Raw genomic sequence first — 25,710 nt, forward strand, 5'->3', positions numbered from 1 at the left:
GCACGGAGGCCGCGATGCTCGCCAACCCGCTGCGCGACCCGCGCGACAAGCGGCTGCCGCGGGTGGCCGGGCCGTGCGTCCTGGTGCTCTTCGGCGTCACCGGTGACCTGGCCAAGCGCAAACTGCTGCCGGCGATCTACGACCTGGGCAACCGGGGGCTGCTGCCTCCCGGCTTCTCGCTGGTGGGCTTCGCCCGGCGAGACTGGGCCGCCCAGGACTTCGCGCAGCTCACCCACGACGCCATCAAGGAGCACGCGCGGACGCCGTTCCGCGAGGAGGTCTGGAAGCAGCTCCGCGAGGGCATCCACTTCGTGCCCGGCGAGTTCAGCGACGACGGCGCCTTCGACGCGCTGGCGATGACGCTGAAGGAGATCGACGAGACCCGCGGCACGGGCGGCAACTACGCGTTCTACCTGTCGGTGCCGCCGAAGTTCTTCCCGCTGGTGGTCGAGCAGCTCAAGCGCACCAACCTGGCCAACGCGCCGGAGGGGGCGTGGCGGCGGGTCGTCATCGAGAAGCCCTTCGGGCACGACCTGCAGAGCGCCCAGGAGCTCAACACGATCACCAGCGCGGTCTTCCCCGAGAGCTCGGTCTTCCGGATCGACCACTATCTCGGCAAGGAGACCGTCCAGAACATCATGGCGCTGCGGTTCGCCAACAACCTGTTCGAGCCGATCTGGAACCGCGGCTACGTCGACCACGTGCAGATCACGATGGCCGAGGACATCGGGATCGGCGGGCGGGCCGGCTACTACGACGGCATCGGCGCGGCCCGCGACGTGATCCAGAACCACCTGCTCCAGCTCCTGGCGCTGGTCGCGATGGACGATCCCACGTCCTTCGAGGCCAACTCCCTGCGCAGGGAGAAGGAGAAGGTCCTCAAGGCCGTACGGCTGCCGCACGATCTGGGCCTCGGCACCGCCCGCGGCCGGTACACCTCCGGCTGGCAGGGCGGCGAGCCGGTCGTCGGCTACCTGGACGAGGACGGCATCCCGGCCGACTCCATCACCGAGACCTACGCGGCCATCAAGCTGGAGATCGCCAACCGCCGGTGGGCGGGCGTGCCGTTCTACCTGCGCACCGGCAAGCGGCTCGGCCGCCGGGTGACCGAGGTGGCCGTGGTGTTCCAGCGGGCCCCGCATCTGCCCTTCAGCACCGACGACACCGAGATACTGGGGCAGAACGCCCTGGTCATCCGGGTGCAGCCGGACGAGGGCATCACGGTGCGGTTCGGCTCCAAGGTGCCCGGCACCGCGATGGAGGTCAGGGACGTCAGCATGGACTTCGCCTATGGCGAGTCGTTCATGGAGTCCTCGCCGGAGGCTTACGAGCGGCTGCTGCTCGACGTGCTGATCGGCGATCCGCCGCTGTTCCCGCACCAGCGGGAGGTGGACCTGTCCTGGCAGATCCTCGACCCGATCGAGCACTTCTGGGCGTCCCAGGGCCGGCCCGAGGGGTACCCGGCCGGCACCTGGGGGCCCGCGTCGGCCGACGCGATGATGGCCCGTGACGGGCGTGTCTGGAGGAGGCTCTAAGTGGCGAGCTTCATGCTGAGCGGCACGACCGCTTCCAAGATCTCTTCGCAGCTCACCCACCTGCGGCACCAGATGGGCGCCCCGGCGATCGGCATGGTGCTGACCCTGGTGGTGGTCTGCGACGAGAGCAACCAGTACGACGCCGTCCGCGCCGCCACCGAGGCGGCCCGCGAGCACCCGTCGCGCATCCTGGTGGCGATCGCGCGCGACCCGGCGGAGGCGATCAGGCTCGACGCCGAGCTGCGCATCGGCGAGTCCACCCCCGGCGAGGTCATCCTGCTCCGCCTGTACGGGGAGCTGACCCGGCACGCCGAGTCGGTGGTCAGCCCGCTGCTGCTGCCCGACACCCCGGTGGTGGCGTGGTGGCCCGGGGAGTGCACGGACCGCCCGGCCAAGGATCCCATCGGGCTCCTCACGCAGCGGCGGATCACCGACGCGCGGTCCGCCGACGACCCGGTGAAGGCGATCGTCGGCCGGGCCCGCGGCTACCACCCCGGGGACACCGACCTGGCCTGGACCAGGCTCACCCCGTGGCGCAGCCTGCTGGCCGCGGCGTTCGACCAGCCGGTCGGCGAGGTGGAGCGGGGCGTCGTGGAGGCGGTTCCGGACAACCCGAGCGCGCCGCTGCTGGCCGCCTGGCTGTCGGACCGGCTCGGCGCCCCGGTGGAGGTGGCGGAGTCCGGCGGCCCCGGGCTGACCGCGGTACGGCTCTCCACCGCCGACGGCGAGATCAAGGTGACCCGGTCGGACGCCCGGCTGGCCACCCTGACCCGTCCCGGGCAGCCCGACCGGAGGGTGGCGCTGGCCCGCCGGCCCACCTCCGAGCTGCTCGCCGAGGAGCTGCGCCGCCTCGATCCCGACGAGCTCTACGAGACGGCGATCCGCCACCTGGCCCGCGGCGTCACCGCGCCACAGGCCGCGCGGCGCTGAGCACCACCACCACCGAGAAAGGGCACCACCGTGACCGTCCCCAGCGTTGTCGTCCACCGCGACGCCGACGTCCTCGCCAAGGCCGTCGCCGCGCGTCTGATCACCCGGCTCGTGGACGCGCAGTCCGCCAAGGGCTCGGCGTCCCTGGTGCTGACGGGCGGCACGGTGGGCCATGCCACGCTCGCCGAGGTCGCCGCCACCCCGGCGCGTGACGCCGTGGACTGGCGGCACCTCGACGTGTGGTGGGGCGACGAGCGCTTCGTGCCGACGGGCGACCCGGAGCGCAACGAGACGGGGGCCCGCAAGGCCCTCCTCGACCACATCGACCTCGACCCGGCGCGGGTGCACGTGATGGCCGGCCCGGACGGCGGCCTGTCCGCCGAGGAGTCGGCCGCCCGCTACGCCGAGGAGCTGCGCGCGGCGGCGCGGCCGGAGGACCACGGCCCGGTGCCGTCCTTCGACGTGCTGCTGCTCGGCATGGGCCCGGACGCGCACGTCGCCTCGCTGTTCCCCGAGTTGCCCGCGCTGTATGAGGAGCGCCCGGTGGTCGCGGTGCACGGCTCCCCGAAGCCGCCGCCCACCCGGATCACGCTCACCCTGCCCGCCATCCAGGCGGCGCGGGAGGTGTGGGTGGTCGCCGCGGGCGCGGAGAAGGCGCAGGCCGTACGGCTGGCGCTGGAGTCCTCGGGCCCGGTGCAGGTGCCCGCGGCCGGGGCGAGAGGGCGGCAGCGCACGCTGTTCCTGCTGGACCGCGCGGCCGCCGCCAAGATCCCCGCGTCCCTGAGCCGCCTCGCCTCCCCCTGACCCGCCCGGGGCTCAGGCGGGGACGGCGTCGATCTCGGCGTTGAGCGCGTCCTTGGCCGCCTGGCCGAGGAAGGACGCGTTGACGGCGTTGTGCGCCAGCGCGGCGAGCCCCTTGCGGTCCAGGCCGAACACCTCGGCGGCGACGCGGTACTCGTTCGACAGCGTGGTGCCGAACATCGGCGGGTCGTCGCTGTTCAGCGTGACGTAGAGCCCTTCGCCCAGCATGACGGGCAGCGGGTGCTCCTCGATGGCGGCGACCTGCCCGGTGCACACGTTGGACGTCGGGCAGACGTCGAGCGGGAGCTGTGTCTCCCGCAGATGGGCGAGCAGCGCGGGGTCCCGCACGCAGGAGATCCCGTGGCCGATCCGCTCGGCGGCGAGGTCCTCGATGGTCTGCCAGATCGTCTCGGGGCCGCTCATCTCGCCGCCGTGCGGGACGCTGTGCAGCCCGGCCGCGCGGGCCGCCACGAAGGCGTCCCTGAACGCGTCCCGGTACTGTGAGCGGCTCTGCTCGATGCCCGCCAGCCCGAAGCCGACCAGGGCCTGCGGCGGCTCGCCGAGCGCGTGGTCCAGGGTGACCCTGGCCGCCTCCTCGCCGTATTCGCCGGGGATGTCGAAGATGTAGGCCACCTGGACGCCGTGCTCGTCGGCCGCCTGCCGGGCCGCGATGTCCAGTGCCTCGGTGACCGCCCGCATCGGCAGGCCACCCACGTGGTGCGCGTACGGCGTGACCTGGAGTTCCACGTAGCGGCCGTTCTGCGCCGCGAGGTCCCTGGCCATGCCGGTCACCAGGGTCGCGACGTCCTCCGGGTCGCGCAGCAGGGTGTTGACCGCCATGTAGATCTGCGCGAAGTGCGGGAAGTCGCGGAACGTGTAGAACGCCCGCAACTCCTCCTCGACGGTGGGCACCGGGCCGCCCGGATGACGCCGGGCGAGTTCGAGGACGGTCTGCACGGAGGCGGAGCCGACGAGGTGGAGGTGGAGTTCGACCTTGGGCAGCGCGGCGATGAAGTCTTCGAGTGGGGATTCGGCCATGCGGGCGACTTTACGCAGCCTCTCAGCACTCCATACAGCCCAGGGGCCGATATCTTACACAAGAATGTAAGGTTATGGCTTTCGGTGAACTTTCGCCTGGTTCGGGCCGGGTGGTGGACGCGACGGGGCTTTCGGGGTAGGTCTCAGAGGTGGGACTGGACGAGGTGGCCGAGCGGCTCTACACGCTGCCGCCCGAGGGTTTCATCGCCGAGCGGGACGCGGCGGCGCGGGCCGCCAGGCAGGCGGGCGAGGCGGGGCTCGCCCGGGAGATCGGCGGCCTGCGGCGGCCGACGGTCTCGGCGTGGGCGGTCAACCAGGTCGCCCGCACCCATCCGGATGAGCTGACGGAGCTGCTGGACCTGGGCGAGGACCTCCGCCGGGCGTGGCGGGCGCAGGACGCCGATTCCCTCGCCGGTCTCACCGGCCGGCGCGGCGCGCTCACCACCCGGCTGGCCCGGCTGATCCGTGACCACGCGGCGCGGGAGGGCCGGCCGCTGTCCGGCTCGGCCGCCGCCGAGGTGGAGCAGACCCTCGACGCGGCCACCGTCGACGCGGACGCGGCCGACCAGGTACGGCGGGGCCGCCTGGTCCGCCCCCTCAGCTACACCGGCTTCACCCCCTCCCCCACCCCTTCACGGGCTCCCTCCCCCGCCCCTTCCCCCGCCGCCTCACGCGCCGCCTCACGGACCACGGCCGCTGCGCCCGGTGGGCGGAGGTCCGTCCGCGGCGGGGCCCGGGGGACGTCCGCCGCGGACGACGCCGCGCGGCGGGAGCGGCGGCGGCTGGAGCTGGAGCGGGCGGCGGAGTCCGCCGCCCGGGCCGCGGCCGAGGCGCGGGAGGATCTCGCGGAGTGGGCGGCCGAGCGGGCGCGCGCCGTCGAGGAGCACGAACGGCTGGCGGAGCGCGTGGCGACCCTGACCCGCCAGCTCGCCGAGGCCCGCGACCGGTTGTCCACGGCCGCGCAACGCCGCGAAACGGCCGAACGCCGCGAACGCCGGGCCCGCCACACCGCCGACTCCACCCAGACCACCGCCGACACCGCCACCGCAGCCGCCACGAAGGCCGCCGACACCGCCACCAACACCGCCACCGAAGCCGCCATGAGGACCGCCGCCGACGGCACCCCCGAGGACGCCGAGGAGACCGCCGCGCCGAGCGACACCGAGACCGCCACCGAAGCCGCCACGAGGGTCGCCGACGGCACCGCCGAGACCGCCGAGGAGGCCACCGCCACGAGCGACACCGAGGGCGACACCAGGGGCGACGCCGAGGGCGCCGGCACCGCTGCCGAAGCCGCGACGGGCGGGGCACCTCAGGTGAGACGCACGGCCGGCCACCGGGCGCGGAACACCGGCACCCGTCACGGTCACCGGACCTGAGACGCCAGATCGTGCGACCCCACCGTGACGACACCGTGACGACACCGTGACGACACCGTGAGGACGCCGGGCCTCCGGGAACCGGCCGCGTGGTTCGGGCACTGGCCAGGCTTCCTGGTCAGGACCCGACATCGTGTCGCATAGTGGAGTCACCGCACTCGGCCCACCCCTGTAACGGAGGCTCCAGTGTTCGAGCGTTTCACCGAACCTGCCCGCCGTGTCGTGGTCCTCGCACAGGAGGAGGCCAGGCGGCTCGGCCACGGCCACATCGGCACCGAGCACATCCTGCTCGGCCTGGCCGGCGAGGAGGGCGGGCTGGCCGCCGGGATCTTGCGCGGCTGGGGCCTGGACCGCGACCGGCTGCGCGGCGAGGTCGAGCGGGTCGTACCGCGCGGGCGGGCGGGCACGGCTGAGCACATGCCGTTCACGCCCAGGTGCAAGAAGGTGCTGGAGCTGGCGCTGCGCGAGGCGATCCTGCTGCAGCACCAGCACATCGGCACCGAGCACATCCTGCTCGGCCTGATCAGGGAGGGAGAGGGCGCGGCGACGCAGGCGCTGGCGAGGACGGGTCTCACGGTGAAGACGCTGCGGGACCGGGTCCTCGCGGAGATCAGGTCGCGCACCCCCGAGCGCACCCCGTCCGTCCGGCACTTCGCCGCGGACCCGGCGTCACTGGGCGAACGGCTGGAGCGGCTTCAGCGCGGCCTGGACCGCATCGAGCGCCGCCTCGACCTCCTCGGCGCCCCACCCGACCCGGGCCCGGCCCCCACGCCCGGACCCGGTTCCCCGCCGGGCCCAGGCCCAGCACCAAGCCCGGCCCCTGACCCTGGCCGTGGCCCTGGCCGTGGCCCTGACCCTGGCCCGGCGCCGGACGCCGAACCCGGCGAACCCGGCGAGGGCGCCGAGGGCGGCGGGCGGGCTTGAGCGCGCGGCGTCAGGCCGCTCCCGGGGACGCGGCCGCCATCACCCCCAGCGGCAGCCGGGCCTCGATCACGCCCGGATCCTCGGTGTAGGTCAGCGTGGCGCCCAGCGGCAGCATCAGCCGCCGCATCCGCGTGTTGTCGGAGAGCATCCCGGCCCTGATCTCGGCGAAACCGAGGTCCCTGGCGTGCTGCACGAGCATGCGGGCGAGCACGCCGCCCAGGCCGCGCCCCTGCCAGCGGTCCTCGACCAGGAAGCCCACCTCGGCGATGCCGGGATCGGCGGTGAAGAGCAACGTCGCCAGGGCCACCACCTGGCCGTCGTGCCCGGCGACGAGGGACAGCCCGCGCCCACGGTCGCAGAGGCGGTCGAACAGCCGGGGCGGCAGGGTGGGCATGGCGGTGAAGTAGCGGAACCTGCGCGATTCCGGCGAGCAGCGTTCATGCAGGTCGCGTACGGCGTCGCGGTAGATCGGGGTGAGCGGGCGGATCATGACCTCGCCGCCGTCGGCGAGCCGGACCTGCCGGTCGTGACCGGCGGGCTCGGCCGGCGGCTGGGCGAGCCGGACGAACGCCGCCGCCCGGGCGGCCTCGGTCAGGGTGAAGGGCAGGTGCGACCGGCGCAGCCGGACCGCGCGCCGCTGCGCGACCGGCACGGTGAGCAGGGTCGGGTCGGGCAGCTCCCCCGCTTCACCGGCCGCGGAGCCGTACACCCAGCGCGCGTCGTCGGCGCGCAGCAACTCGGCGAGCAGTTCGGGCAGCCGCCACGGCATGCCGCGCAGCCGGGCGGCGAGCAGCAGCGCCCTGGTCGGCTCGTCGGTCAGCTCGTGCGCGGTGGCGGCGACGACCTCGACCCGGCGCCCGCCGGCGGCCTCCAGCGCCGCGCGGACGGCCTCCGGGGAAGCGGGGATGTCGGCCATGAACTCGTCGACCGTGCCGTCGGTGTCGGGCTGCACGCTCAGGCCGAGGATGTTGCCCCCCTTCTCCGCCAGCGCGGCGGCCAGTGAGGCCAGCCGTCCGGGACGCTCGTCCACAGTCGTGCGAATGCGCAGAAACCCCATGTTCGGTTCGCTCCCTCCGTCACCCGAAAGAGTGGCGGAGAACTGTTACACAACTGCTACGTAACGATGAGCCCGCCGTTTCATCCTGATTCACTAGGCATGGCCGGACTTCACCGTGCCACCGAAGGCACCTTGCGGACCCGGGACAGGGACAAGGACAGGGGCAGAGGAGGATGGGCGGATATGAACGGCACCGTTCCGCTGACCGGCGACTTCGTCAACGGGGACGTCTCCTTCTGGTACCGCTCCGCCGGGCCGCCCGTGCCCGGCGAGCGGCTCGACGGCGACCTGGACGCCGACGTGGCGATCGTCGGCGCCGGCTACACCGGCCTGTGGACCGCCTACTACCTCAAGAAGGCCCGGCCCGGCCTGCGGGTCGTCGTGCTGGAACGGGAGTTCGCCGGCTTCGGCGCCTCCGGCCGCAACGGCGGCTGGCTCACCTCGGAGCTGGCCGGCCTCCCCCGCCGCTACGCCCGGGACCGCGGGGACGCCGCCGTCGCCCGGTTGCGGCGCGAGATGCACCGGACCGTCGACGAGGTCGTCGCGGTCGCGGCGGCCGAGGGCATCGACGCCGACATCGTCAAGGGCGGCGTGCTGACCGTGGCCACCAACCGGGCGCAGGACCGGCGGCTGCGCGAACTCCTCGCGCACGAACGCGCCCTCGGCGGCACCGAGGAGGACCTGCGCCTGCTGCCGGCGGACGAGCGCGAGGCCAGGCTGCGGGTCGCGGGCGCGGTGAGCGCGCTGTGGAGCCCGCACTGCGCGCGGATCCAGCCGGCCAGGCTGGTCCGCGGCCTACTGCGTGCCGTACGCGACCTGGGCGTGACCGTCCTGGAGGAGACGCCGGTCACCCGCATCGCCCCTGGCAGGGCCGTCACCCCGCGGGGAACGGTCCGCGCCCGGCACGTCGTCCGCGCCACCGAGGGCTTCACCCCCGGCCTGGCGGGCCACCGGCGCACCTGGCTCCCGATGAACAGCTCCCTGATCGTCACCGAGCCGCTGAACCCCGCCGTGTGGGCGGCGATCGGCTGGGACGGGCACGAACTGCTCGGCGACATGGCGCACTACTACATGTACGCCCAGCGCACCGCCGACGACCGCATCGCCTTCGGCGGGCGCGGCAGCCCCTACCGGTACGGCTCGCGGGTGGACGACCGGGGACGCACCCCCGAGCGGACCGTCGAGGCCCTGTGGCGGCTGCTGACCGGCATGTTCCCCGCCGTGGCCGGGGCCAGGGTGGCGCACGCGTGGTCCGGCGTGCTCGGCGTCCCCCGCGACTGGTGCGCCGGCGTGCACCTGGACCGCGCCCGCGGCCTGGCCTGGGCAGGCGGCTACACCGGGCACGGCGTCGCCACCGCCAACCTGGCCGGCCGTACGCTCAGGGACCTCATCCTGGACGAGGAGACCGAGCTGACGGCGCTGCCCTGGGTGGGGCACCGTTCGCGCGGCTGGGAGCCCGAGCCGCTGCGCTGGCTGGGCGTGCACGCGATGTACGGCCTCTACCGGATGGCCGACGCCCGGGAGCGGCGCGGGCGCGCCCGTACCTCGACCCTGGCTCGCGTCGGCGACGCCATCACCGGTAGATAGGTAGCCATGACCGAACTCGTTTTCCGCGGCGGACCCGTCTTCACCGCCACCGGCTCCACCGCGGAGGCCGTGCTCGTCCGCGACGGGCTGATCGCCGCCTGCGGCACGGAGGCCGAAGTCGCGGGCCAGGCCGGCCCCCGCCACGAAACCGTCGACCTGGACGGGCGCCTGCTGACCCCGTCGTTCACCGACGCGCACCTGCACCCCGTCCAGGCGGGCATGGAACGGGCCAGATGCGACCTGTCGGAGGTCTACGGGCTGCCCGAGTACGTGGAGCGGATCCGCGTCTACGCCGCGGCCCACCCCGGCAAGGAGTGGATCGACGGCGGCGGCTGGGACATGTCCGCCTTCCCCGGCGGGCTGCCCCACCGCTCGCAGCTCGACTTCCTGGACCGGCCCGCCTACCTCATCCAGCGCGACCACCACGCGGCCTGGGTCAACAGCCGTGCCCTGGAGGCCGCCGGGATCACCCGGCACACCCCCGACCCGCCGGACGGCAGGATCGAGCGCGACCCGGACGGCTCGCCGAGCGGCGTGCTGCACGAGGGCGCGATGGACCTCGTGGGCCTGCTCACCCCCCGGCCCACCGAGGCCGACATGCACGCGGCCCTGATGGACGCGCAGAGTCACCTGTTCTCCCTGGGCATCACCGGCTGGCAGGACGCCATCGTGGGCTCCTACGCCGGGTCGGACGACCAGTTCCCCGTCTACGTCTCCGCCGCCGCCTCAGGGCGGCTGCGGGCGCGCGTCACCGGCGCGCTGTGGTGGGACAGGACGCGCGGCGCCGAGCAGATCCCCGGCCTGGTGGAACGGCGCGCCGCGACGGCGGGCCTGGACCGGTTCCGCGCCACCTCCGTGAAGATCATGCAGGACGGCATCACCGAGAACTTCACCGCCGCCGTGCTGGAGCCCTACTGCCGCTGCGGCGGCACCGGCCTGTCCTACGTGGACCCGGCCAAACTCATCGAATACGTCGCCGAGCTGGACGCGAACGGCTTCCAGGTGCACTTCCACGCGATCGGCGAGCGTGCCGTACGCGAGGCGCTGGACGCCCTGCGGGGCACCGATCCGGCCAACCGGCACCACGTCGCCCACCTGCAGATCATCGAGCCGTCCGACCTGCCCAGGTTCGCCGCGCAGGGCGTGACGGCCAACCTCCAGCCCCTGTGGGCCACCCACCACGCCCAGATGGACGAGCTGACCCTGCCCTTCCTCGGCGAGGAGCGCTCCGCCTGGCAGTACCCCTTCGCCGACCTGGTACGGCACGGCACCCGGCTGTGCGCGGGCAGCGACTGGCCGGTGTCCACCGCCGACCCGCTCCAGGCGATGCACGTGGCGGTCAACCGCACCGAACCCGGCGGCTCGGTGCACGCGACCTACCCCACGGCCCAGACGCCGTTCCTGCCCGGCCAGGCGATCGACCTGGCCACCGTGCTCACCGCCTACACGGCCGGGTCGGCGTGGATCAACCGCTCCCCCGCCGGGAGCATCGAGCCGGGCCGCCCGGCCGACCTGGTCGTCCTGGACCGCGACCCGTTCGCCGTCGACCCGGCCGACCTGTGGCGGACCCGGGTGGCGATGACCTTCCTCGACGGCGACTGCGTGCACGGCGGCTGACCCTCCGGCCGGGCCTTTCCCGGCACAGAGAAAGGCCCCTCGGTCCGCACCGAGGGGCCTCGCTCCACGCCGGGCTCAGTAAATGGGTCGCGAGGAGGTGCGCAGCCGCTCCAGGGCCTCCGCGAGGATGGCGGCGCCGTCCTTGTCGCTGCGGCGCTCCTTCACGTAGGCCAGGTGCGTCTTGTAGGGCTCGTTCTTCGGCGGGGCCGGGGGATTGGCCTCGTCCTGTCCGGCCGGCAGGCCGCACCGCGGGCAGTCCCACAGCTCGGGGACGGCCGCGTCACTGGCGAAACTGGGGCGCGTCTCATGCATGTTGGCGCACCAGAACGGGACCCGGACACGTGGAGCTGCCTCGCCGCGCTCGGCCTCCCCCATCGGGCCGGCGCCGACTCGGCTGCCACGGATCGCGTTGCCACTACCCACGGATGAACTCCTCGCTCGATCGCCCCGCGGATGGCGGGGGGAGAATCACTGTCACGCGGTTTCGCCGATAGACGATCAAGGCCGCAGGAGCAGGCCCAGCGCGACGATGCAGATGAACCAGATCACGCCTGTGATGATGGTGAGCCGGTCGAGGTTGCGCTCGACCACAGAAGACCCACCGAACGACGACGAGAAACCGCCACCGAACATGTCAGAAAGGCCGCCACCTTTGCCCTTGTGAAGCAGGACGAGCAGCACCATCAGCGAGCTCGACAGGATGAGGGCGATGGAGATTCCGATAGTCACCGTAGACCTGTTCCTTATATGCGCTTACCCGCGGTTGGGAGCGCGACCCAATGCACGACATCGTCGGCGTGACGATTCGAACTTGCTCTAAGAGGGTACGACCTGCTGTCAAGTCGCACCCTCCGAACGGCCCAGTTAGCCAGACATTTCACCGAAACGGCAGATCTTGACGAAGTCTCCGGGGTCGAGACTGGCGCCGCCGACGAGTGCGCCGTCCACATCCGGTTGAGCCATGATCCCGGCGATGTTGTCCGGCTTCACCGAACCTCCATAGAGGATACGGACCGCGGCGGCGACATCACCGTCATAAAGCTCGGCGAGTCGTGCCCGCAACGCGCCGCACACCTCCTGGGCGTCGGCCGGAGTCGCGACCTCGCCGGTGCCGATGGCCCACACCGGCTCGTAGGCGACCACGATGGACGCCGCCTGCTCGGCGGTGACCTCGCGCAGCGCGCCGTCGAGCTGGGAGAGGGCGTGCGCCACCTGTCCGCCGGCCTGGCGGACCGGCAGCCCCTCGCCCACGCACAGGATCGGCGTGATCGAGTGCCGGTAGGCGGCCAGCACCTTGGCGTTGACGACCTGGTCGTCCTCCGCGTGGTACTGACGCCGCTCGGAGTGCCCGACCACGACGAAGGTACAGCCCAGCTTGGCCAGCATCGCCCCGGACACCTCACCGGTGTAGGCGCCGCCGTCGTGCCGGGAGAGATCCTGCGCGCCGTACACGATGCGCAGTTTGTCGCCGTCCACCAGCGTCTGCACGCTGCGCAGCGAGGTGAACGGAGGCAACACGGCCACCTCGACCGCGTTGAAGTCCTTGTCGACGAGGGAGAACGCCAGCTTCTGGACGGTGTTGATGGCCTCGAGGTGGTTGAGGTTCATCTTCCAGTTGCCGGCCATGAGCGGCTTGCGGGGCATCGTGGTCAGTCCTCCAGCGCGGCGAGTCCGGGCAACGTCTTGCCTTCGAGGTACTCCAGGCTGGCGCCGCCGCCGGTGGAGATGTGCGAGAACCCGTCCTCGGGCAGGCCGAGCCGGCGCACCGCGGCCGCGGAGTCGCCGCCGCCGACGACGGTGAACGCCTCGGAGCCGATCAGCGCCTCGGCCACCGCCCGGGTGCCCCCGGCGAAGGCGTCGAACTCGAACACGCCCATCGGGCCGTTCCAGAACACCGTGCGGGCGTCGGCCAGCTTGCCCGCGAACAGCTCCCTGGTCTTGGGCCCGATGTCGAGGCCCTGCCGGTCGGCCGGGATCGCGGTGGCGTCGACCGCCTCGTGCTCCGCGTCCGGCGCGAACCCGGTCGCGGCCAGCACGTCCACCGGCAGCACGAGGTCCACGCCGCGCTCGGCCGCCTCGTCGAGGAAGCCGCGCACCTTGTCGAGCTGGTCCTCCTGCAGCAGCGACCCGCCCACCTCGTGCCCCTGGGCCGCGAGGAAGGTGTAGGCCATGCCGCCGCCGATGAGCAGGCGGTCCACCTTGGACAGCAGGTTGGCGATCACGCCGAGCTTGTCGGAGACCTTGGCTCCGCCGAGCACCACGACGTACGGCCGGGCCGGGTCGTCGGTGAGCTTCCTCAGCACGCCGACCTCGGCCAGCACCAGGCCGCCCGCCGCGTGCGGCAGCAGCCTGGGCACGTCGTAGACGCTGGCGTGCCTGCGGTGCACGGCGCCGAACCCGTCGCCCACGTAGAGCGCGGCCAGCGCGGCGAGCCGCTCCGCGAACGCGGCGCGCTCGGCGTCGTCCTTGGACTCCTCGCCCGGCTCGAAGCGCAGGTTCTCCAGCAGCGCGACCTGGCCGTCGGCGAGACCCTCGACCGCCTGCGCGGCCGAGTCGCCCACCACGTCGGAGGCGAAGGCCACGTCCGCGCCGAGCAGCTCGGCGAGCCGCGTGGCCACGGGACGCAGCGAGTACTTCGCGTCCGGCTTGCCCTTGGGGCGGCCCAGGTGGGCGCACACGACCACGCGCGCGCCCCGCCCGGTGAGCTCCTGGATCGTCGGCACCGAAGCGCGGATACGCCCGTCGTCGGTGATCGTCTCCCCGTCGAGGGGGACGTTGAGGTCGGCGCGCAGGAGCACGCGCCGGCCCTTCACGTCGAGTGTGCTCACTCCTCGCATCAGAGGTCCGCGCCCACCAGCTCGACGAGGTCGGCGAGGCGGTTGGAGTAGCCCCACTCGTTGTCGTACCAGCCGATGACCTTCACCTGGTTGCCGATGACCTTGGTGAGGCCGGAGTCGAAGATGCAGGAAGCCGGGTCGGTCACGATGTCGGAGGACACGATCTGGTCCTCGGTGTAGCTGAGCACGCCCTTGAGCGGGCCCTCGGCGGCGGCCTTGAGCGCGGCGTTGACCTCTTCGACGCTGGTCTCGCGGCCCACCTCGACGGTCAGGTCGGTCGCCGAGCCGGTGGGGATCGGCACCCGCAGCGCGAAGCCGTCGAGCCGGCCCTTCAGCTCGGGCAGCACCAGGCCGATGGCCTTGGCGGCGCCGGTGGAGGTCGGCACGATGTTCAGCGCGGCGGCGCGGGCGCGGCGCAGGTCCTTGTGCGGGCCGTCCTGCAGGTTCTGGTCCTGGGTGTAGGCGTGGATCGTGGTCATCAGACCCTTCTCGATACCGAAGGTGTCGTTGATGACCTTGGCCATGGGGGCCAGGCAGTTGGTGGTGCAGGACGCGTTGGAGATGATCGTGTGGCCGGCGGCGTCGTACTTGTCGTGGTTGACGCCCATCACGATCGTGATGTCCTCGTTCTTGGCCGGCGCCGAGATGATGACCTTCTTGGCGCCGTTGTCGGCGTGCGCCTTGGCCTTGGTCGCGTCGGTGAAGAAACCGGTCGACTCCACCACGACGTCGACGCCCAGGTCACCCCAGGGCAGCTTGGCGGGATCACGCTCGGCGAAGACCTTGATGGCCGTGCCGTCCACGCTGATCTCGTCCGCCGTGGCCTTCACCTCGTAGGGCAGGCGTCCCAGGATGCTGTCGTACTTCAGCAGGTGGGCAAGGGTCGCGGTGTCGGTCAGGTCGTTGACCGCGACGATCTCGATGTCTTTACCGCCGGCCGCTACGGCACGCCAGAAGTTGCGGCCGATGCGGCCGAAGCCGTTGACGCCTACGCGGATGCTCACGGCACCGATCTCCTCGTACGTCGAGTGCGCCGGCCGGGCCGACGCCAGGGGCGGGCTGGAACCTAAACAGAAACACTATCCGAACGAAATTGGTGTAGACCACACGCGGGTCCGCTCCAGGCCAGGCAGCACTCACGCGCCTGCCGGTCCATTCAATCAAAGTGCGACCCCGGTCTCGGCAGGCCCTCCTGCGACACGCTCAGCCCCTGGTCAGAGCGTCGCGCCCGGCGACGCTAGGGAGCGAGCATGTCCATGGTCAGGTTGGCCTCGGTGTTCGGGATGCCGAGATCGCCCGCCCGCTTGTCGGCCATCGCCAGCAGGCGGCGGATCCGCCCGGCGATCGCGTCCTTCGTCAGCGGCGGGTCGGCGAGCTGGCCCAGCTCCTCCAGGGACGCCTGCTTGTGCTCCACGCGCAGCCGCCCGGCCACCACGAGATGGTCCGGGGCCTCCTCGCCGAGGATCTCCAGGGCCCGCTGGACGCGCGCGCCGGCCGCGACGGCGGCCCGGGCGGAGCGCCGCAGGTTGGCGTCGTCGAAGTTGGCCAGCCGGTTGGCGGTCGCGCGGACCTCGCGGCGCATCCGCCGCTCCTCCCAGGCCAGCACGCTGTCATGGGCGCCGAGCCGGGTCAGCAGCGCGCTGATCGCGTCGCCGTCGCGGACCACCACCCGGTCCACCCCGCGCACCTCGCGCGCCTTGGCGTGGATCTTCAGCCGGCGGGCGGAGCCGACCAGCGCCAGCGCCGCCTCCGGCCCCGGGCAGGTCACCTCCAGCGACATGGACCTGCCGGGCTCGGTCAGCGACCCGTGCGCGAGGAACGCCCCCCGCCAGGCGGCCTCGGCGTCGCAGGTCGCCCCCGCGACCACCTGCCGGGGCAGGCCGCGCACCGGACGCCCGTGGTTGTCGATCAGCCCGGTCTGCCGGGCGAGCGCCTCCCCGTCGCGGTACACCCGCACGACGTAGCGCGACCCCTTGCGCAACCCGGCCGGGGCGAGGACCAGCACCTCGGCCTTGTGGCCGAACACCTCGCCGATGTCCCTGATCAACCGTCTGGCCGTGACGTTGGTGTCCAGCTCGGCCTCGATCACGATGCGCCCGCCCACCAGGTGCAGCCCGCTCGCGAACCGCAGCAGCGTCGACACCTCCGCTTTGCGGCAGCAAGGCTTCAGGACCGAAAGCCTGCTCAGCTCGTCCTTCACCACACCCGTCATCGCCATGTGCGTAAGTCCTCCCCCATTCAGACCTGGCTCACAGCAGTCTCTCGTACTCGCCGAGCACGCTGACCAGGATCAACGCTTCTCACGGAAAATCTCGTCAAGGACCGAGGCAAGACGTCGTGCATCGTGCCTCGCCGGGTCTCCGGCGGTGGCCACACCGGCCGTGACCAGCCGGCCGCCCATGCCGATCGTGACCTTCTCGAGTTCCTCTCTGTCGTCGACCACGCCGCTGTCGGCGAGCACGACGTCGATGTCGAGGGCGGGCGCGTGCTGCCGGAGGACCTCGAGATGCTTCTGGGGGGAGAAGCCGTCGGTCTCGCCCGGCTGCGGCGCGAGATTGAGCGCCACCAGCCGTTTGGCCCTGGTGGCGTGCAACGCCTCGGCGAGCTGCGGCACCTTCAGGTGCGGCAGCACGCTGGTGAACCATGACCCGGGGCCGAACACGACCCAGTCGGCGTCGAGCACCGCCGAGATGGCCTGGGGGGAGGCCGGCGGGTCGGGCGGCACCAGCGAGATCGCCCGGACCCTGCCCGGGGTGAGCGCGCAGGCCACCTGGCCGCGCACGGTGGTGACCGCGCCGTCGAGCTCGACCTCGGCCACGATGTCGAGCGGCACCGACGCCATGGGCAGCACCCTGCCGTGCGCGCCGAGCAGCCGGCCCACCCAGTCGAGCGCGGCCACGGGGTCGTCGAGCAGCTCCCACAGGGCCACGATCAGCAGGTTGCCGACGGCGTGCCCGTGCAGGTCGCCCTCGCTGCGGAAGCGGTGCTGCACGACCTTGCTCCAGGTGCGGCCCCAGTCGTCGTCGCCGCACAGCGCGGCCAGCGCCATCCGCAGGTCGCCCGGCGGCAGCACGCCCAGCTCCCGCCGCAGCCGCCCGCTGGACCCTCCGTCGTCGGCGACGGTGACCACCGCCGTCAGCTCGGAGGCCACCCGGCGCAACGCCGACAGCGAGGCGTAGAGGCCGTGGCCGCCGCCGAGGGCGACCACGCTGGGACCGTCACCACCCGGTGACTCGCCAGGCTCCTTCACTTCTCGCGCTGATTCGGCATCTCCTGACACCGCACCAGGCTCCCTCACTCCCTGCCCACATCCCGATGACTCACCTGAACCTCCATCGAGCGGTCCCGCAGGCGGGCGCCGATCTGCTCCGCGACGGCGACGCTGCGATGCTTGCCGCCGGTGCAACCCACGGCCAGCGTCACGTAGCTCTTGCCCTCCCGGGCATAGCCCGCCGCGACGACGTCAAGCACCTCATCGTAGGCGTCGAGGAACTCTTTCGCGCCCGCCTGGCTGAGCACGTAGTCACGGACCGGCGCGTCCAGGCCGTTCATCGGGCGCAGCTCGGGGACCCAGTGCGGGTTGGGCAGGAAGCGGCAGTCGACGACCAGATCGGCGTCGACCGGCAGGCCGTACTTGTAACCGAAGGAGACCACGTTGACCCGCAGCCCCGGCCGGTCCTCGCCGCCGAAGAAGGCGACGATCTTGCTGCGCAGCTCGTGCACGTTGAGCGAGGACGTGTCGATCACCAGGTCGGCGTTGGCCCTGACCTCGCGCAGGATCCCCCGCTCCCGAGCGATGCCGTCGACCAGCCGGCCCTCCCCCTGCAGGGGGTGGGGACGCCGCACGTTCTCGAAGCGGCGCACCAGCTCCTCGTCGCTGGCCTCCAGGAACGCCACGCGGACCGCGACGCCGCGCCCCTCCAGCTCCTCGATCGCCGCGTTGAGGTCGGTGGTGAACGCCAGGCTGCGCACGTCGACCACCGCCGCCACCTTGTCGGCGGCCAGCTTGACCCGCCCGGCCTCCTCGGCGAGTGAGAACAACAGCCCGGGCGGCAGGTTGTCGATCACGAACCAGCCCAGGTCCTCCAACGCCTTCGCGGCCGTGCTCCGCCCCGCACCGGACATGCCGGTGACGATGACGAACGCCGGCTCCGCGCCTGTCGCGGTCACGAGTCCTCCCCCTTCAGCGCTGACACGATCACCTCGGCCAGCGCGGGGCCGAAGCCGGGAACCTCGCAGATCTCGGCCGTGCCCGCCTCGCGCAGCCGCTTGACCGACCCGAAGTGCCGCAGCAGTGCCTGCCTGCGGGCCGGGCCCAGTCCTGGAACGGCGTCCAGAGCGCTTTCCTTCGCGCTTTTGGAGCGCTTGCTTCGATGGTAGGTGATGGCGAACCTGTGAGCCTCGTCACGCACCCGCTGGAGGAGATAAAGGCCTTCGCTTGACCGAGGAAGGATCACCGGCTGGTCGTCACCGGGAACCCACACCTCCTCCAGCCGCTTGGCCAGCCCGCACACCGCCACGTCGTCGATGCCCAGCTCGTCGAGCGCGCGCTGGGCGGCGGCGGCCTGCGCCGGCCCGCCGTCCACCACGAGCAGGTTGGGCGGATAGGCGAACTTGCGCGGCCGGCCGGTCTCGGGGTCGATCGGCTCGGCCCCCGGCTCGCCGCCCGGCTCCGCGCCCAGCTCGCCCGTCGCGCTGCGCTCCTCCAGGTAGCGCCTGAACCGCCGGGAGATCACCTCATGGATGGAGGCCACGTCGCCCTGGCCGGACAGCCCTCTGATGGAGAACCTGCGGTATTCGCCCTTGCGGGCCAGGCCGTCCTCGAAGACCACCATCGAGGCCACCACGTCGTCGCCCATCATGTGGGAGACGTCGTAGCACTCGATGCGCAGCGGGGCCTGGTCGAGCTCCAGGGCGTCGGCGATCTCCTGGAGCGCCTTGCTGCGGGTGGTGAGGTCGCCGGCCCTGCGCAGCTTGTGCTGGGCGAGCGACTCCTTGGCGTTGCGCTCGACGGTCTCCATCAGCGCCTTCTTGTCCCCCCGCTGGGGCACCCGCAGCTCGACCCTGGCCCCGCGGTGCTCGCTCAGCAGCTCGGCGACCGCCTCGGCCTCCGGCGGCACGGCCGGCACCAGGACCTCCCTGGGCAGCGCCTCGGGGGCGGCGTCGCCGTACATCTGGAGCAGGAACTGCTCCACCAGGTCGCCGGGGGTGGGCTCCTCGACCTTGTCGACCACCCAGCCCCGCTGGCCCCTGATCCGGCCGCCGCGCACGTAGAACACCTGGACGGCGGCCTCCAGGGCGTCCTCAGCGAGGGCGATCACGTCGCAGTCGGTGCCCTCGCCGAGCACGACCGCCTGCTTCTCCAGCGCCCGCTGGAGGGCCTGGACGTCGTCACGCAGCCGGGCGGCGCGCTCGAACTCCTCCTCGGCCGCGGCCTCGCGCATCTCGCGCTCCAGCCGCCTGATGAACCGGGAGGTGTTGCCGGCCATGAAGTCGCAGAAGTCGGCGGCGAGCTCGCGGTGCTCCTGCTCGGTGACCCGGCTCACGCACGGCGCCGAGCACTTGTCGATGTAACCCAGCAGGCAGGGACGGCCGATCTGCCCGGCCCGCCGGAACACCCCCGCCGAGCAGGTGCGCACCGGGAACACCCGCAACAGCAGGTCGACGGTCTCCCTGATGGCCCAGGCGTGCGAGTAGGGCCCGAAGTAGCGGGTGCCCCTGCGCCGGGCGCCGCGCAGCACCTGGACCCGGGGGAACCGCTCGTCCATGGTGACCGCGAGGTAGGGGTAGGACTTGTCGTCGCGGTATTTGACGTTGAACCGCGGGTCGAACTCCTTGATCCACGAGTATTCGAGCTGGAGCGCCTCGACCTCGGTGCTCACCACGGTCCAGTTGACGTCGGCGGCCGTGGTGAGCATGGTCTGCGTGCGCGGATGCAGGGAGGCGAAGTCGGCGAAGTAGGAGTTGAGCCGCTGCCTGAGGCTTTTGGCCTTCCCCACGTAGATGACCCGGCCGCCGGCGTCGGTGAAGCGGTAGACGCCGGGCGACTCGGGAATCGACCCCGGCGCCGGCCGGAAACTGAGGGGACTGCCTGCCGATCTCACACCCAAAGCCTATCCGTCCCGACCGACAGACCCCGGCCCTCCGAGGGGCTCAGGCGAGCGTGATCCGGTCCCCGGAGACCGTGATCGGCACCTCGGCGAGCGGCTGGGTGGCCGGGCCCTTCTGCACCGAGCCGTCGGTCACGCTGAAGGTGCTCATGTGACAGGGGCAGACGATGGAGCCGTCCCGCACGTCCTGCACGGTGCAGCCCTGGTGCGTGCAGACCGCGGTGTAGCCCTTGAACGTGCCCTCTTCAGGCTGGACCACGACGACCTTGCGGTCGGGGAAGACCTTCCCGCCGCCCACCGGGATGTCGGCGGTGGAGGTGAGCGCGCCGCCCGCGGAGGGCGCTCCGCCGGAGGAGGGCGCCGCGGACGCGTCGGCGCCCTGTTCGGTGGCGGTGGTGTCCCCGGAGGCGCCGCACGCCGCGAGCACCGTCAGCAGCCCGCCCGTCCCGACGCCCGCGATGACGGCCCGCCGTGTCGTCCTGTCGTTCTGTCTCATGCGGCCCACCCAACCGCATCGAACTGAGAAAGATATGAGACGCCTCCCCCGCCGCACGAAAGCCGAGGTCCGCGGCCGGTGGACACCGAACGGGCGGGCTCCGCCGAGCGGGACCGACCGGGCGGCTTCTCACCAGGAGTCCTCGGCGGCGCCCCAACCCGCCGGTCCCCCTCCGCCGGCGCTCCCCAGCCGGTCCCCGCCCGCCGGTCTCCACCGATCGCTCTCCACCCGCCGCTCTCCACCCGCCGGTCCCCGAAGACGCCACCGGGGCCCTCGCATGATGCGAGGGCCCCGTGGTGGCCGGGCGATCAGGCGAGGGAGATGGCGTCGCCGTCGACCTTGATCTGCGTCTCGGGGAGCGGCCTGGGGGCGGGGCCGCCCTTGACCGAGCCGTCCGTGATGCTGAACTTGCTGCCGTGGCAGGGGCAGTTGATCGTGCCGCCGGAGACGTCGCCCACCGTGCAGCCCTGGTGCGTGCAGGTGCTGCTGAACGCCTTGAACTGCCCCGCGGCGGGCTGGGTCACCACGAGCTTCTGGTCGGCGAAGATCTTGCCGCCGCCCTCGGGGATGTCCGCCGTCTTGGCGAACCCGGCGGAGTCGCCGCCACCGGCCGCGGACTGCTCAGGCGCGGCCGACGAGGCGGGCGCCGGCGCGGAGGACGCGGGCGCCGCCGTGTCGGTGCCGCCGGAACCGCAGGCGGCCAGCACGGCCACCAGTCCCACGCCGCCCGCGCCGAGCATGACGGCGCGCCGGGACGTGTCCGCCGGCAGAGCCTGGCCGGCCGCCACGGGCCGCTCCTCCCGATCGGCGGTGTGCTGCTCACTCACCACGGCCTCCCGGGGAACACAGGCCGGACATCACATACATACGTTCACCCCTCCAAGGGTTCTTTCTTTCCCATACGTACGGTTCCGGCGAGGCGCGGGTTCAGCGTGCCGTACAGTCGGCGGGAAAATTTTGAACTTTCATCTATACGCCAGGGCGAGGATGGGGGGCGTCACCCGGGGCGCGGGCCGCAGGCGCGGCCGGCGGGTCCTCCGGCGGGCCTGCGGTCGGGCCGTCACCAGCGTATTGACGGCACGGCCCGGTCCCCGATCGGGGGCCGGGCCGGTGCGGCGGGTCAGGAGCCGAGGATCTTGCGCAGGAACCGGGCGGTGTGGCTCTGCTCCACCAGGGCGACCTCTTCCGGGGTGCCGGTGGCGATGACGCCGCCGCCCCGCGAGCCGCCCTCGGGGCCCATGTCGATGATCCAGTCGGCGGTCTTGATGACGTCGAGGTTGTGCTCGATGACGATGACGGTGTTGCCGCCGTCGACGAGCCGGCCGAGGACGCCGAGCAGCCGGCGGATGTCCTCGAAGTGCAGGCCGGTGGTGGGCTCGTCGAGCACGTAGATCGTGCGGCCGGTGGACCGGCGCTGGAGCTCGGAGGCGAGCTTCACCCGCTGGGCCTCGCCGCCGGAGAGCGTGGTGGCGGGCTGGCCGAGCCGGACGTAGCCCAGGCCCACGTCGTTGAGCGTCTTGAGGTGCCGCTTGATCGCCGGGATGGCGTCGAAGAACTCCAGCCCCTCCTCGATCGGCATGTCGAGGACCTCGGAGATCGTCTTGCCCTTGTAGTGGACCTCCAGCGTCTCCCGGTTGTACCGGGCGCCCTGGCAGACCTCGCAGGGCACGTAGACGTCGGGCAGGAAGTTCATCTCGATCTTGATGGTGCCGTCGCCGGCGCACGCCTCGCAGCGGCCGCCCTTGACGTTGAAGCTGAACCGGCCGGGCTGGTAACCGCGGACCTTCGCCTCGGTGGTGGCCGCGAAGAGCTTGCGGACGTGGTCGAAGACGCCGGTGTAGGTCGCCGGGTTGGAGCGCGGGGTGCGGCCGATCGGCGACTGGTCGACGTGCACGACCTTGTCCACGAGGTCCATGCCGTTGATCCGGGAGTGCCGGCCCGGCACGGTGCGCGCGCCGTTGAGCTCCTTGGCCAGCGCGCTGTAGAGGATGTCGTTGACCAGGGTGGACTTGCCCGAACCCGAGACGCCGGTCACCGCGGTGAACACGCCGAGCGGGAACTCCACGTCGACGCCCTTGAGGTTGTGCTCGCGGGCGCCCTTGACGACGAGCTGGCGCTTCTTGTCGCGCTTGCGCCTGGCCGGCGGCAGGCTGATCGACCTGCGCCCCGACAGGTAGGCGCCGGTGAGCGACTGCTCGCTGGCGAGCAGCTCCTCCACGGTGCCGGAGACGACGACCTGGCCGCCGTGCTCGCCCGCGCCGGGACCGATGTCCACCACCCAGTCGGCGGCGGCGATGGTGTCCTCGTCGTGCTCCACCACGATGAGCGTGTTGCCCATGTCGCGCAGCCGGATGAGGGTCTCCAGCAGGCGCTGGTTGTCCCGCTGGTGCAGGCCGATGGACGGCTCGTCGAGCACGTAGAGCACGCCGACCAGGCCGGAGCCGATCTGCGTGGCCAGCCGGATGCGCTGCGCCTCGCCGCCGGCCAGCGTGCCGGCCGCGCGGTCCATCGTGAGGTAGTCGAGACCGACGTCGAGCAGGAAGCCCAGGCGGGCGTTGATCTCCTTGACCACCCGCTCGGCGATCTGCATGTCACGGTCGGACAGCTTCAGGGCGGACAGGAACTTGGCGCACTCGCCGATCGACATCCCCGACACGTCGGCGATCGACCGCTCGGCCACGGTCACCGCGAGCGAGACCGGCTTGAGCCTCGCCCCCTTGCACGCCGGGCACGGGATCTCCCGCATGTAGCCCTCGAACCGCTCCCGGGTGGCGTCGCTCTCGGCCTCGGCGTGCCGCCGCTGCACCCACGGGACCACGCCTTCGAAGGTGGTGTAGTAGGAGCGCTGCCTGCCGAAACGGTTGGCGTAACGGACGTGCACCTGCTCGTCGTGGCCGTTGAGCAGCGCCTTCTGCGCCTTCTTGGTCAGGCGCTCCCACGGGGTGTCCAGGTTGAAGCCCATGGTGTGGCCGAGGGCCTCGATGAGCCGGATGAAGTAGTCGCTGGTGTGGCCGTTGGTCCACGGGGTGAGCGCGCCGTCGCCGAGCGTCTTCTCGGGGTCGGGCACCACGAGCTCGGGGTCGACCTCCATCCGGGTGCCGAGCCCCGTGCAGTCGGGACAGGCGCCGAACGGCGAGTTGAACGAGAACGACCGCGGCTCCAGCTCCTCGAACGACAGGTCGTCGTAGGGGCAGTAGAGATGCTCGGAGTAGAACCGCTCCCGGCCCGGGTCGTCCTCCGGGAGGTCGACGAACTCCAGGGTGATCGTGCCGCCGGAGAGCTGGAGCGCCGTCTCGACGGAGTCGGTGAGCCGCCGGGCGGCGGACTCCTTCACCGCGAGCCGGTCGACGATCACCTCGATGTCGTGCTTCTCGTACTTCTTCAGCGTGGGCGGCTCCTCCAACCGCACGACGGTGCCGTCCACCCGGGCACGGGCGAAGCCCTTCCCCTGGAGCTGGCCGAAGAGCTCGGAATACTCGCCCTTGCGACCGCGGACCACGGGGGCGAGCACCTGGAAGCGGGTGCCCTCGGGCAGCTCCATGACCCGGTCGACGATCTGCTGCGGGGTCTGCCTGGCGATGGGCCGCGCGCACTGCGGGCAGTGCGGCTTGCCGATGCGCGCCCAGAGCAACCGGAGGTAGTCGTAGACCTCGGTGATGGTGCCCACGGTCGAACGCGGGTTGCGGCTCGTGGACTTCTGGTCGATGGAGACCGCGGGGGAAAGCCCCTCGATGAAGTCGACGTCGGGCTTGTCCATCTGGCCCAGGAACTGCCGCGCGTAGGCCGAGAGCGACTCGACATAGCGCCGCTGGCCCTCGGCGAAGATCGTGTCGAAGGCCAGGCTCGACTTGCCTGAGCCGGACAGGCCGGTAAAGACGATCAAAGAGTCTCGCGGAAGGTCCAGCGAGACGTCTTTGAGGTTGTGTTCACGTGCGCCACGCACGATGAGGCGGTCAGCCACGGTGGTCCCGATGTCCCAAGGTCTAGTTGGTCAATACCTGCTGCACGGGCAGAGTAGCCGGGGGGTGTGACAAAAACGCGGCGACCGGGTCCCCACGTGCTTCCAGACTACGGGCACCGCCGTCGCTTCGCCTGCCACACATGTCAACAGGACCAACAACGCAGGCCATCGGGGTTATGCCCGACGGCGCCCGGATGGGACGGACGGGAGACCCGATGACCTGCGCCGGACCGGGTTCCGGGCACCGCGCGCCGGCAGGTGTACGCGGGAGCCGTACGGCCGGCCGCCGAGCGGCTCGCCGATCCCGCGGCGCACGGCCCGCGGGGCGAGGTGCCGGGCCCGGGTGACCGGCCGGTCGGCGCGGGCGGGTCCTAAAGTGATCCCTGAGGGCGCGGCCGAGCCGCCGCCGTGGCTCGACATGCCGGCGCCGCCGTACCTGCCCGCCACACCTCCGAAGGAGTATCCGTGACCTATACCGGCGACGTCACCAAGGGCGGTCCCGCCGACGTCCGGGAGCTGCCCGGCCTGACCATCAGCAAGCTGGAGGTGGGCGACTTCGGGAACAACGCCTACCTCCTGCGGTGCACCGAGACGGGCGACGGCCTCCTGATCGACGCCGCCGCCGAGGCCGACCGGCTGCTCGGCCTGATGGGCGACCGGCCGATCAGCAAGATCGTGACCACCCACCGGCACCAGGACCACTGGATGGCGCTGGCGGAGGTGGCCGGGACGACCGGCGCGACGGTGGTGGCCCACCCGCTCGACGGGCCGGAGCTGCCGGTGCCGGTGGGCCTGGAGGTCGAGCACGGCGACCGGGTGACGGTGGGCGTGGTGACCCTGGAGGTCGTCCACCTGCGTGGCCACACGCCCGGCTCGATCGCCCTGCTCTACCAGGACGGCCACGTCTTCACCGGCGACTCGCTGTTCCCCGGCGGGGTGGGCAACACCCAGGGCGACGCGGCGCGGTTCACCCAGCTCTTCGGCGACGTGAAGGAGCGGATCTTCGACCGGCTGCCCGACTCGGCCTGGGTCTACCCCGGTCACGGCAAGGACACGACGCTCGGCGCGGAGCGGCCGGCGCTGCCCGAGTGGGAGGCACGCGGCTGGTAAAATTCGGAAGGTGAGGCCCGAAGGGGTCAGGCCCGGCGGCCGGGCGGGGCGGCGAAGAGCCGCATGATGCGGTCGGCCGCGGCCGACGGGTCCTCGGCCCGCTCCACCACGTCGCCCCACGACCAGCGGAAGAACCACCCCCCGGACACGCACGCGCAGTCCACGGTCTCGGTGAGCAGGGCGGCGTCGGGGTCGCTGACCTTGAGCGAGGGCGGGTCCGGACGCAGCGAGACCGACATGCCTCGCAGCTCCAGCTCCTGGGCGAGCCTGCCGAGGAAGTAGGTGCGGGTGTGCTCCCGTGGCGCTGCTGCCATAGGCCCATTAGAAC

General features: G+C 72.1%; 23 protein-coding genes. 8 read left to right on the forward strand and 15 right to left on the reverse strand.

Features of this window, described 5'->3' with window-relative positions; genetic code table 11:
- Window positions 1-14 precede the first annotated feature (14 nt).
- Genes zwf through pgl form a run of 3 tightly spaced genes read left to right on the forward strand, consistent with a single transcriptional unit; the run spans window position 15 to window position 3,269 of the window.
- Window positions 15-1,535 (forward strand): glucose-6-phosphate dehydrogenase, encoded by a 1,521-nt coding sequence (gene zwf / locus QSK26_RS17065; RefSeq protein ID WP_285776180.1) that lies wholly within the window; start codon window positions 15-17, stop codon window positions 1,533-1,535.
- A 12-nt stretch (window positions 1,536-1,547) separates the two neighbouring features.
- Entirely contained in the window at window positions 1,548-2,465 is a 918-nt protein-coding gene (gene opcA, locus QSK26_RS17070) for a glucose-6-phosphate dehydrogenase assembly protein OpcA (protein ID WP_502888715.1), read from the forward strand.
- A 30-nt stretch (window positions 2,466-2,495) separates the two neighbouring features.
- Window positions 2,496-3,269 (forward strand): 6-phosphogluconolactonase, encoded by a 774-nt coding sequence (gene pgl / locus QSK26_RS17075; protein ID WP_285776125.1) that lies wholly within the window; start codon window positions 2,496-2,498, stop codon window positions 3,267-3,269.
- Between the two features lie 12 nt (window positions 3,270-3,281).
- Here pgl and add read toward each other — a convergent pair whose 3' ends face one another.
- Window positions 3,282-4,304 (reverse strand): adenosine deaminase, encoded by a 1,023-nt coding sequence (gene add, locus QSK26_RS17080; protein ID WP_285776126.1) that lies wholly within the window; start codon window positions 4,302-4,304, stop codon window positions 3,282-3,284.
- A gap of 149 nt (window positions 4,305-4,453) precedes the next feature.
- Here add and QSK26_RS17085 point away from each other — a divergent pair, with 149 nt between their 5' ends.
- A complete protein-coding gene (locus QSK26_RS17085) occupies window positions 4,454-5,683 on the forward strand; it encodes a hypothetical protein (protein ID WP_285776127.1) in 1,230 nt (409 codons plus the stop codon).
- A gap of 186 nt (window positions 5,684-5,869) precedes the next feature.
- Window positions 5,870-6,607, forward strand: a complete 738-nt coding sequence (locus tag QSK26_RS17090; RefSeq protein ID WP_285776128.1) for a Clp protease N-terminal domain-containing protein — start codon at window positions 5,870-5,872, stop codon at window positions 6,605-6,607.
- A gap of 10 nt (window positions 6,608-6,617) precedes the next feature.
- Here the strand turns inward: QSK26_RS17090 and QSK26_RS17095 are convergent, their stop codons facing one another.
- Complete coding sequence (locus QSK26_RS17095) at window positions 6,618-7,664, reverse strand: GNAT family N-acetyltransferase (RefSeq protein WP_285776129.1); 1,047 nt, start codon at window positions 7,662-7,664, stop codon at window positions 6,618-6,620.
- A gap of 183 nt (window positions 7,665-7,847) precedes the next feature.
- Between QSK26_RS17095 and QSK26_RS17100 the strand changes: the two genes are divergently transcribed.
- Together QSK26_RS17100 and QSK26_RS17105 are read left to right on the forward strand one after the other, a co-directional pair.
- Window positions 7,848-9,251, forward strand: a complete 1,404-nt coding sequence (locus QSK26_RS17100; RefSeq protein ID WP_285776130.1) for an NAD(P)/FAD-dependent oxidoreductase — start codon at window positions 7,848-7,850, stop codon at window positions 9,249-9,251.
- A gap of 6 nt (window positions 9,252-9,257) precedes the next feature.
- Entirely contained in the window at window positions 9,258-10,868 is a 1,611-nt protein-coding gene (locus QSK26_RS17105) for an amidohydrolase (protein WP_285776131.1), read from the forward strand.
- Between the two features lie 75 nt (window positions 10,869-10,943).
- On the opposite strand, the gene QSK26_RS17110 is transcribed toward QSK26_RS17105, so the two are convergent.
- The 12 genes from QSK26_RS17110 to uvrA all read right to left on the reverse strand — a co-directional run bounded on the left by QSK26_RS17110 (window position 10,944) and on the right by uvrA (window position 24,272).
- A complete protein-coding gene (locus QSK26_RS17110) occupies window positions 10,944-11,291 on the reverse strand; it encodes an RNA polymerase-binding protein RbpA (RefSeq protein WP_285776132.1) in 348 nt (115 codons plus the stop codon).
- 75 nt (window positions 11,292-11,366) lie between these two features.
- Window positions 11,367-11,597, reverse strand: a complete 231-nt coding sequence (gene secG, locus QSK26_RS17115) for a preprotein translocase subunit SecG (protein WP_285776133.1) — start codon at window positions 11,595-11,597, stop codon at window positions 11,367-11,369.
- A gap of 135 nt (window positions 11,598-11,732) precedes the next feature.
- A complete protein-coding gene (tpiA, locus tag QSK26_RS17120) occupies window positions 11,733-12,512 on the reverse strand; it encodes a triose-phosphate isomerase (RefSeq protein ID WP_285776134.1) in 780 nt (259 codons plus the stop codon).
- 5 nt (window positions 12,513-12,517) lie between these two features.
- Window positions 12,518-13,705, reverse strand: coding sequence for a phosphoglycerate kinase (locus QSK26_RS17125; protein ID WP_285776135.1), 1,188 nt, complete (start codon window positions 13,703-13,705; stop codon window positions 12,518-12,520).
- A complete protein-coding gene (gene gap / locus QSK26_RS17130; RefSeq protein ID WP_285776136.1) occupies window positions 13,705-14,709 on the reverse strand; it encodes a type I glyceraldehyde-3-phosphate dehydrogenase in 1,005 nt (334 codons plus the stop codon). The genes QSK26_RS17125 and gap overlap by 1 nt, the downstream gene beginning before the upstream one ends.
- A 233-nt stretch (window positions 14,710-14,942) precedes the next feature.
- Window positions 14,943-15,923 carry a DNA-binding protein WhiA gene (gene whiA / locus QSK26_RS17135; RefSeq protein ID WP_285776137.1) on the reverse strand — a complete coding sequence of 327 codons (981 nt, stop codon included), beginning with the start codon at window positions 15,921-15,923 and terminating at the stop codon, window positions 14,943-14,945.
- Between the two features lie 72 nt (window positions 15,924-15,995).
- A complete protein-coding gene (locus QSK26_RS17140; protein ID WP_285776138.1) occupies window positions 15,996-16,913 on the reverse strand; it encodes a gluconeogenesis factor YvcK family protein in 918 nt (305 codons plus the stop codon).
- A gap of 86 nt (window positions 16,914-16,999) precedes the next feature.
- Window positions 17,000-17,875 carry an RNase adapter RapZ gene (gene rapZ / locus QSK26_RS17145; protein ID WP_285776139.1) on the reverse strand — a complete coding sequence of 292 codons (876 nt, stop codon included), beginning with the start codon at window positions 17,873-17,875 and terminating at the stop codon, window positions 17,000-17,002.
- Window positions 17,872-19,809: an excinuclease ABC subunit UvrC gene (uvrC, locus tag QSK26_RS17150; protein ID WP_285776140.1), complete on the reverse strand. Its 1,938-nt coding sequence runs from the start codon at window positions 19,807-19,809 to the stop codon at window positions 17,872-17,874. Before uvrC ends, rapZ begins: the two co-directional genes overlap by 4 nt.
- A gap of 49 nt (window positions 19,810-19,858) precedes the next feature.
- Window positions 19,859-20,311 carry a Rieske (2Fe-2S) protein gene (locus QSK26_RS17155; RefSeq protein WP_285776141.1) on the reverse strand — a complete coding sequence of 151 codons (453 nt, stop codon included), beginning with the start codon at window positions 20,309-20,311 and terminating at the stop codon, window positions 19,859-19,861.
- 308 nt (window positions 20,312-20,619) lie between these two features.
- Complete coding sequence (locus tag QSK26_RS17160) at window positions 20,620-21,138, reverse strand: Rieske (2Fe-2S) protein (protein ID WP_285776142.1); 519 nt, start codon at window positions 21,136-21,138, stop codon at window positions 20,620-20,622.
- 293 nt (window positions 21,139-21,431) lie between these two features.
- Window positions 21,432-24,272 (reverse strand): excinuclease ABC subunit UvrA, encoded by a 2,841-nt coding sequence (gene uvrA / locus QSK26_RS17165; RefSeq protein ID WP_285776143.1) that lies wholly within the window; start codon window positions 24,270-24,272, stop codon window positions 21,432-21,434.
- 465 nt (window positions 24,273-24,737) lie between these two features.
- On the opposite strand from uvrA, the gene QSK26_RS17170 reads away from it, so the two are divergent.
- Entirely contained in the window at window positions 24,738-25,382 is a 645-nt protein-coding gene (locus tag QSK26_RS17170; RefSeq protein WP_285776144.1) for an MBL fold metallo-hydrolase, read from the forward strand.
- Between the two features lie 26 nt (window positions 25,383-25,408).
- Here the strand turns inward: QSK26_RS17170 and QSK26_RS17175 are convergent, their stop codons facing one another.
- Entirely contained in the window at window positions 25,409-25,696 is a 288-nt protein-coding gene (locus QSK26_RS17175) for a hypothetical protein (RefSeq protein ID WP_285776145.1), read from the reverse strand.
- Window positions 25,697-25,710: the final 14 nt, after the last annotated feature.

Origin of the sequence: Microtetraspora sp. NBRC 13810 (genome assembly GCF_030268685.1) — a bacterium.
Taxonomy (GTDB): domain Bacteria; phylum Actinomycetota; class Actinomycetes; order Streptosporangiales; family Streptosporangiaceae; genus BSRQ01.

Excerpts from the sequence above, each read along its gene's own strand:
- add (WP_285776126.1), bottom strand. The coding sequence starts at position 4,304 with ATGGCCGAATCCCCACTCGAAGACTTCATCGCCGCGCTGCCCAAGGTC.
- QSK26_RS17125 (WP_285776135.1), bottom strand. The coding sequence starts at position 13,705 with ATGCGAGGAGTGAGCACACTCGACGTGAAGGGCCGGCGCGTGCTCCTG.
- QSK26_RS17105 (WP_285776131.1), top strand. The coding sequence starts at position 9,258 with ATGACCGAACTCGTTTTCCGCGGCGGACCCGTCTTCACCGCCACCGGC.
- tpiA (WP_285776134.1), bottom strand. The coding sequence starts at position 12,512 with ATGCCCCGCAAGCCGCTCATGGCCGGCAACTGGAAGATGAACCTCAAC.
- zwf (WP_285776180.1), top strand. The coding sequence starts at position 15 with ATGCTCGCCAACCCGCTGCGCGACCCGCGCGACAAGCGGCTGCCGCGG.
- QSK26_RS17100 (WP_285776130.1), top strand. The coding sequence starts at position 7,848 with ATGAACGGCACCGTTCCGCTGACCGGCGACTTCGTCAACGGGGACGTC.
- opcA (WP_502888715.1), top strand. The coding sequence starts at position 1,548 with ATGCTGAGCGGCACGACCGCTTCCAAGATCTCTTCGCAGCTCACCCAC.
- QSK26_RS17095 (WP_285776129.1), bottom strand. The coding sequence starts at position 7,664 with ATGGGGTTTCTGCGCATTCGCACGACTGTGGACGAGCGTCCCGGACGG.
- QSK26_RS17155 (WP_285776141.1), bottom strand. The coding sequence starts at position 20,311 with ATGAGACAGAACGACAGGACGACACGGCGGGCCGTCATCGCGGGCGTC.
- QSK26_RS17175 (WP_285776145.1), bottom strand. The coding sequence starts at position 25,696 with ATGGCAGCAGCGCCACGGGAGCACACCCGCACCTACTTCCTCGGCAGG.
- whiA (WP_285776137.1), bottom strand. The coding sequence starts at position 15,923 with ATGGCGATGACGGGTGTGGTGAAGGACGAGCTGAGCAGGCTTTCGGTC.